Below are 7,033 nucleotides of genomic sequence, written 5' to 3'. Positions count from 1 at the left end.
CCTGCGCCTGCATCGCGAACATCGTGAGTTCGGCGATGCTCACCGCGAAGGCCACCGACGAGTTCTTGATGATGTTCATCGACTCGCTGGTCAGCGGCGGGATGACGATGCGGAAGGCCATCGGCAACAGCACGTAGCGGTAGGTCTGCGGCAGCGTCAGGCCCATCGCGAGGCCCGCGTAGCGCTGGCCGCGCGGCAGCGCCTGGATGCCGGCCTTGACCTGCTCGGCGATGCGCGCCGAGGTGAAGAAGCCCAGCGCCAGCACCACCAGCACGAAGCTCGACACGCTCTTGAGCGGCGGGATCAGCGAAGGCACCACGTGGTACCAGAGGAAGATCTGCACCAGCAGCGGGATATTGCGGAACAGCTCGGTCCAGGCGTTGCCCAGGAACACCAGCCCCTTGCTCGGCGTGGTGCGCAGGATGCCCATCAGCGAGCCCACCGCCAACGCCACCACCAGCGAGCAGCCGGCCACCGAGAGCGTCCAGCCCCAGGCCGAGAGCATCCATTGGAGGTAGGTCTCGCCGCCCCCCGTGTCCTGCAGGAAGACCTGCCAGTCCCAAGTCATCCGCTGCCTCCTGATCTTGTTCGAGTGCGCAGCCAAAAAAACAAGCGCGACGCGGGATCACCGTCGCCGCGCTTGCGCAGCATAAGCAAGCCCCGCGCCCGCAGGCTCAGGGCTTACGTGATGCCGGCTTACTTCTTGGCGTAGTCTTCCATCGGCTTGTCGTTGGGGTTCGCCCACGCCGCCTTGGTGGCCTCGCTGACCGGCAGGCCGACCTTGGTGTTGGCCGGCGGAATCGGCTGCATGAACCACTTGTCGTAGAGCTTGGCGATCTCGCCGGACTTCATCATCGCCGTGATGCTGCCGTCGACCGCCTTCTTGAATGCCGGGTCGTCCTTGCGGATCATGATGGCAATCGGCTCGACCGACAGCACCTCGCCGACGATCTTGAAGTCCGCCGGGTTCTTCGACTTGGCGATGTTGCCGGCCAGGATCTGGCCGTCCATCACGAAGGCGTCGGCACGGCCGCTCTCCAGCAGCAGGAAGCTGTCGGCGTGGTCCTTGCCGAACACTTCCTCGAAGCTCACGCCGCCGGCACGCTCGTGCTTGCGCAGCAGCTGCACGCTGGTGGTGCCAGTGGTGGTGGCGACCTTCTTGCCGTTGAGCTGCGCGATCGAAGTGATGCCCGAGTTGGCCTTGACGGCGATGCGCACTTCCTCGACGTAGGTGGTCACGGCGAAGGCCACGTCCTTCTGGCGTGCGGCGTTGTTGGTGGTCGAGCCGCACTCGATGTCGACGGTGCCGTTCTGCACCAGCGGGATGCGGTTCTGCGAGGTCACGGGCTGGTATTTGACGTCGAGCTTGGCCAGGCCGAGCTGCTTCTGGATGTCGCCGAGCACGCGGCTGCAGACCTCGACGTGGAAGCCGGCGTACTTGCCGTCGCCGAGCGTGAAGCTCAGCGCACCCGAGGACTCGCGCACGCCCATCGTCACGCTGCCGCTGTCCTTGATCTTCTTGAGCGTGTCGGCGTGGGCGCCGAATGCGACCGAGGCCGCTACCAGGGCGATGGCCTGAACGAGCATCGTCTTCTTCATGAGGGCTCCTGCTTGTGAGGGTTGAGAGGGAGAGAAACGGGATTCTAGGGAGCGCGGTGGACGCGCCGGCACGTAGTTCCCCGCGTTCGCGGTGCGATGGCGAGTGGCAGGCTTCGCAACCTCCATGCCACCGCCTGCCGGCTTGGGCGCGGACTGTAGGGCCGCGGCGGCACCCCGCGCCAATGCCGTTGCGGCAGCCGCCGATGCGCGCCGCGCATGCGGCCCCAGGGTCAACCCGTAGTCGCCTTGCGGGCGTCGCCGCGCAGGAACTCCCACAGCGCCAGCGCACCGGCCTTGTTGTGGCGCGCCAGCTCGGGGCGCTCGCGGTAGATACGCACTTCCATCGTGATCTCGTACTGGCCGGCATCGGCCGCCCGCACCAGGCGCTTGCTCTTGAGCTCCTTCTTCACCGAGCTGGCCGGCAGGAAGGCCAGGCCGTGGCCCTCGAGCGCCATCGCCTTCAGGCCCTCGGCCATGTCGGTTTCGTAGATCGCGTCGAGCTGCGGCGGCACCGCGGCCTGCTTGACGATCACCTCGACCAGGCGGCCGAGGTAGGCGCCTTCGCCGTAGCCGAGATAGGGCACCTTGCGGGCTGCGCTGCCCGGCAGGCGGAACAGCGGCTGGCTGCCGTCGTCTCCGCGCGCATAGGGCGCCAGCGTCTCGTGGCCCAGGCTGAGCATCTCGTAGCGCTCGGGTGCGAGCTGCAGCGGCTGGCTCGGGTGGTGGTAGGCGATCAGCAGGTCGCAGCTGCCTTCGGTGAGCTGCATCACCGCGTCGTGCACGTTCAGCGTGATCAGTCGGCTCTTGAGCGCGCCGAAGCGGCTGCGCAGGTCCATCACCCAGTGCGGGAAGAAGGTGAAGGCCAGCGAGTGCGGCACCGCGAACTCGATCATGTCCTGCGCGCCGCTCTGGTGGCCGCGCATCATGTTGCGCGTGGCCTGCAGCGCGCCGAGGATCTCCAGCGCCTGCGAGTGGAAGGTCTCGCCGGCCGGCGTGAGCCGCGTCGGGTAGGAGGAGCGGTCGACCAGGTCGATGCCGGCCCAGGCTTCGAGCGCCTGGATGCGCCGCGAGAAGGCCGGCTGCGTGACGTGGCGAAGCTGCGCCGAGCGCGAGAAGCTGCGCGTCTCGGCCAGGCTGATGAAGTCCTCGAGCCACTTGGTTTCCACGGCCGGCAAGTGTAGCGAGCGGCGCACGGCCCGCCGCTACGGGATAACGGGCACACTGCCGGCCCGATGAACTCGACGCCTTCTCACCCCGAGCGCGCCGCCCGGCTCGTGTTCGCCGCCGGCGTCTGCGCCGCCTTGCACGTGGGCAAACTGCCGCCGGCGATCGCCACGCTGCGCGAGGCGCTGGGCATGTCGCTGGTCGAAGCCGGATTCCTGTTGTCGCTGGTGCAGGCCGCCGGCATGGCCGCCGGCATCGCCTTCGGCGTGCTGGCCGATGCGATGGGTCTGCGGCGCAGCATGCTGGCGGGCCTGGCGCTTCTGGCGGCCTCGAGTGCGCTGGGAGCGTTGGCACCGGGCGTGCCGATGCTGCTGGCGCTGCGCGCGGCGGAAGGCTTCGGCTTCCTGATGGTGGTGCTGCCGGCGCCGGGGCTGATCCGCCGGCTCGTGCAGGCACAGCGGCTGCCGCGCATGCTCGGCCTGTGGGGCACCTACATGCCGCTGGGCGCGGCGCTCGGGCTGCTGGCCGGGCCGCTGTGGATCGCCACCTTCGGCTGGCGCAGCTGGTGGCTGGCGCTCGGCCTCCTCTCGGGCCTGATGGGCCTGGCCCTGTGGCGCGGCGTGGCCGAGGCGGCTGCGCCTGCCACGCAGGCCGCCAGCGGCGTGATGCCCCGCCTTCGGCGCACGCTGGGTGCCAGCGGGCCGTGGCTGGTGGCCACCAGCTTCGCGCTCTATTCGAGCCAGTGGCTGGCGGTGATCGGATTCCTGCCGGTGATCTATGCCGGCGCCGGCGTGGGCGCCGCGGCGACCGCGGCGCTGACCGCGCTGGCCGCCGCGGTGAACATGATCGGCAACCTCGGCGCGGGCCGGCTGCTTCAGCGCGGCGTGGAACCGCCGCGCTTGCTCGCGACCGGCTTCGTCGTGATGGCGCTGGCGGCTGCTGCCGCCTTCGCCGGCAGCGACGGCGCCGGCCTTCCGCCCACGCTGCGCTACCTGGCCGTGCTCACGTTCTCGATGACCGGCGGCATGGTGCCGGCCACGCTGTTCGCGGTGGCAATGCGGGTGGCGCCGGGCGAGGACACCGTCTCGTCCACGGTCGGCTGGATGCAGCAGTGGTCGGCCTTCGGCCAGTTCGCCGGCCCGCCGATCGCCGCCTGGCTGGCCGCGCGCGCCGGCGGCTGGCACTGGACCGGCTGGGCCACCGGCACCGCCTCGCTGCTCGGCGTGCTGCTGGCCGCGCAGCTGGCGCGGCGTCTGCGAGGCTGATCAGGCCTCGATGTCCTCGCCGGCCTGCTGCAGCCGCCACATCTCGGCGTAGCGGCCGTCCAGGGCCAGCAGTTCGGCGTGCGTGCCGCGCTCGACGATGCGGCCATGCTCCATCACCAGGATCTGGTGCGCATCGGCCACGGTCGAGAGGCGATGCGCGATCACCAGCGCCGTCTTGTTGCGTGCCGCGCTCTTGAGCTCCTCCTGGATGGCGCGCTCATTGGCGGAATCCAGCGCCGAGGTGGCCTCGTCGAAGATCAGCACCGGCGGGTTCTTCAGCAGCGTGCGCGCGATCGCCACGCGCTGCTTCTCGCCGCCGGAGAGCTTCAGCCCCCGCTCGCCGACCATCGTGTCGTAGCCCTTGGGCGTCGAGGTGATGAAGGCGTGGATGTGCGCCGCACGCGCGGCCTCTTCCACCTCGGCGCGGCTGGCGCCCGGGCGGCCGTAGGCGATGTTGTATTCCACCGTGTCGTTGAACAGCACCGTGTCCTGCGGCACGATGCCGATCGCCTGGCGCAGGCTCTTCTGCGTCACCGAACGAATGTCCTGGCCGTCGATGCTGATGCGGCCCTCGCCGACGTCGTAGAAGCGGAACATCAGCCGCGCCAGCGTGCTCTTGCCGGAACCGGAAGGACCGACCACCGCCACCGTCTTGCCCGCGGGGATCTCGAAGCTCACGCCGTGCAGGATCTCGCGGTCGCGGTCGTAGCCGAAGCGCACGTTCTCGAAGCGCACCGTGCCGCCGTGCGTCTGCAGCGGCTGCGCGCCCGGCACGTCGGCCACCTCGCGGTGTTGCCCGAGCAGCGCGAACATCTTCTCCATGTCGATGGTCGACTGCTTGATCTCGCGGTAGATCACGCCGAGGAAGTTCAGCGGGATGTACAGCTGGATCATCAGCGCGTTGACCAGCACCAGGTCGCCCAGCGTCATCGAGCCGTCGACCACCCCGACGGTGGCCCGCCAGACCAGCAGCACGACCGTCGCCGAGATGATCAGGCTCTGGCCGAGGTTGAGCAGCGACAGCGAGGTCTGCGACTTCACCGAGGCCTTCTCCAGGCGCTGCAGGTTCTCGTCGTAGCGCGCCTGCTCGAAGCCCTCGTTGGAGAAATACTTCACCGTCTCGTAGTTGATGAGCGCGTCGACCGCCTTGGTGTTGGCCTTGCTGTCCTGCTCGTTCATGGCGCGGCGGAAGTGCGTGCGCCATTCGGTCACGGTGACGGTGAAGAGGATGTAGGCGGCCAGCGCCGACAGCGTGATGGCAGCGAACCAGCCGTCGAACTTGGCCGACAGCAGTGAGATGACCAGCACCATCTCCACCAGCGTGGGCAGGATGTTGTAGATGGTGTAATTCAGCAGCGCATGGATGGCACGCGAGCCGCGCTCGATGTCGCGCGAGACGCCGCCGGTCTGGCGCTCGAGGTGGAAGCGCAGGCTCAAGCTGAGCAGGTGGTCGAAGGTCTCCAGCGACACGCGTCGCGCGATGCGCGCCGCCACCGGGTAGAAGAGGAACTCGCGCAGTTCGGTGAACAGCGTGACCGACACGCGCAGAGCGCCGTAGGCGAGCAGCAGCGCCGCCGGCACCACCAGAGCGTGGTGCGGATCGCCGGGCTTCAGGTCGAGCGCATCGACGATCTGCTTGAGCACCAGCGGCACGCCGACATTGGCCAGCTTGGCGGCCACCAGGAAACCCAGCGCCACACCCACCCGCCAGCGCCATTGCCAGACGTAGGGTGCGAGCTTCTTCAGGGCCCGCCAGTCGGAGCGCGGCGCCGAGGGGGATTCAGCCTGGGCGGTCGGGGCGGGCAGGCTGTGGCGGCGCATGAAGGTGTGACGGGAGAGTCGGGCGTGGAAGAATGCGGCGACAGCCACCGCAGGTGCAGGATCATGCCCGAGACTTCAAGCCCCTCCCCCGGCCTTCCGAGCGCCGATCCGCAGCATCTCTCGCCGGTGACGCTGCCGGGCGACCGCCAGCTGGTGCTGCGCGTGATGCCGATGCCGGCCGATGCCAACGGCAACGGCGACATCTTCGGCGGCTGGATCATGGCCCAGGTCGATCTGGCCGGCGCCGTGCTGCCGGCGCGCATCGCCAAGGGGCGCATCGCCACCGTAGCGGTCAACCAGTTCATCTTCAAGCAGCCGGTGTCGGTGGGCGACCTGCTCAGCTTCTACGCCAAGGTGGAGCGCATCGGCACCACCTCGATCACCGTGCACGTGGAGGTCTACGCCGAGCGCAACCCGGCCAACCTGCAGGTGGTGAAGGTGACCGAGGCCAACCTCACCTACGTGGCGATCGACATGCAAGGGCAGCCGCGCAAGTTGCCCAAGGAATAGTGCCCTCCAGTCGCTACGCTCTTGCCCCCGAGGGGCGCCGTCCGGCTTGGGACGGCCCGACGCCGGACACCTCCGCTACTTCGTCTTGCGCGGCGGCAGCCCGGTGTGCTGGGTCAGCACCCGGCCCTTGGTGACCGGCGACGTGCGTGCACCGCTGGACGTGGAGTTCTTGCGTCGTGCGCTCTGGTAGCTGCCGTCGGTGGCCGGCTGGAAGGTGGGCACCAGGTGGTGCTTGCCGTTGCCGATCAGGTCGGCGCGGCCCATGGCCTTGAGCGCGTCGCGCAGCAGCGGCCAGTTGTTGGGGTCGTGGTAGCGCAGGAAGGCCTTGTGCAGGCGGCGCCGCTTATCGCCGCGAACGATGTCGACGCGCTCGGCGCGCGTCTCGTCGCGGCTGATGCCCTTCAGCGGGTTCATGCCCGAGTGGTACATCGCCGTGGCCGTGGCCATCGGGCTCGGGTAGAAGGTCTGCACCTGGTCGGCGCGGAATCCGTTCCGCTTGAGCCACAGCGCGAGGTTCATCATGTCCTCGTCGCGCGTGCCGGGGTGGGCGGCGATGAAGTACGGAATCAGGAACTGCTTCTTGCCCGCCTCGGCGCTGTATTTCTCGAACATCTGCTTGAAGCGGTCGTAGCTGCCGATGCCCGGCTTCATCATCTTCGACAGCGGCCCTTCCT

7 protein-coding genes are annotated in these 7,033 nt (G+C 68.8%); 2 read left to right on the top strand and 5 right to left on the bottom strand.

Features of this window, described 5'->3' with window-relative positions:
* The 3 genes from AB7U92_RS18790 to AB7U92_RS18780 all read right to left on the bottom strand — a co-directional run.
* The coding region (locus tag AB7U92_RS18790) for an amino acid ABC transporter permease (RefSeq protein ID WP_428580434.1) at nt 1–568 on the bottom strand (568 nt) is incomplete at its 3' end.
* 128 nt (nt 569–696) lie between these two features.
* Nucleotides 697–1,599 carry an amino acid ABC transporter substrate-binding protein gene (locus AB7U92_RS18785; RefSeq protein ID WP_428580431.1) on the bottom strand — a complete coding sequence of 301 codons (903 nt, stop codon included), beginning with the start codon at nt 1,597–1,599 and terminating at the stop codon, nt 697–699.
* Between the two features lie 230 nt (nt 1,600–1,829).
* Nucleotides 1,830–2,765, bottom strand: a complete 936-nt coding sequence (locus AB7U92_RS18780) for a LysR substrate-binding domain-containing protein (RefSeq protein ID WP_428580428.1) — start codon at nt 2,763–2,765, stop codon at nt 1,830–1,832.
* A gap of 66 nt (nt 2,766–2,831) precedes the next feature.
* On the opposite strand from AB7U92_RS18780, the gene AB7U92_RS18775 reads away from it, so the two are divergent.
* On the top strand, nt 2,832–4,028 hold the full coding sequence (locus AB7U92_RS18775; protein ID WP_428580426.1) for a CynX/NimT family MFS transporter: 1,197 nt from the start codon (nt 2,832–2,834) through the stop codon (nt 4,026–4,028).
* Here AB7U92_RS18775 and AB7U92_RS18770 read toward each other — a convergent pair whose 3' ends face one another.
* Nucleotides 4,029–5,849, bottom strand: coding sequence for an ABCB family ABC transporter ATP-binding protein/permease (locus AB7U92_RS18770; RefSeq protein ID WP_428580437.1), 1,821 nt, complete (start codon nt 5,847–5,849; stop codon nt 4,029–4,031).
* A 63-nt stretch (nt 5,850–5,912) separates the two neighbouring features.
* Here AB7U92_RS18770 and AB7U92_RS18765 point away from each other — a divergent pair, with 63 nt between their 5' ends.
* Nucleotides 5,913–6,359 (top strand): acyl-CoA thioesterase, encoded by a 447-nt coding sequence (locus tag AB7U92_RS18765; RefSeq protein WP_428580423.1) that lies wholly within the window; start codon nt 5,913–5,915, stop codon nt 6,357–6,359.
* A gap of 75 nt (nt 6,360–6,434) precedes the next feature.
* Here AB7U92_RS18765 and AB7U92_RS18760 read toward each other — a convergent pair.
* On the bottom strand, nt 6,435–7,033 hold a 599-nt coding region (locus tag AB7U92_RS18760), incomplete at its 5' end, for a DUF3362 domain-containing protein (RefSeq protein ID WP_428580420.1).

Origin of the sequence: Piscinibacter sp. (genome assembly GCF_050175855.1) — a bacterium.
Classification (GTDB): Bacteria; Pseudomonadota; Gammaproteobacteria; order Burkholderiales; family Burkholderiaceae_C; genus Piscinibacter.
This window is presented reverse-complemented; position numbering and strand designations above follow the sequence as displayed.

Coding starts and splice junctions, on each gene's coding strand:
- AB7U92_RS18785 (WP_428580431.1), bottom strand. CDS start 1,599: ATGAAGAAGACGATGCTCGTTCAGGCCATCGCCCTGGTAGCGGCCTCG.
- AB7U92_RS18775 (WP_428580426.1), top strand. CDS start 2,832: ATGAACTCGACGCCTTCTCACCCCGAGCGCGCCGCCCGGCTCGTGTTC.
- AB7U92_RS18770 (WP_428580437.1), bottom strand. CDS start 5,849: ATGCGCCGCCACAGCCTGCCCGCCCCGACCGCCCAGGCTGAATCCCCC.
- AB7U92_RS18765 (WP_428580423.1), top strand. CDS start 5,913: ATGCCCGAGACTTCAAGCCCCTCCCCCGGCCTTCCGAGCGCCGATCCG.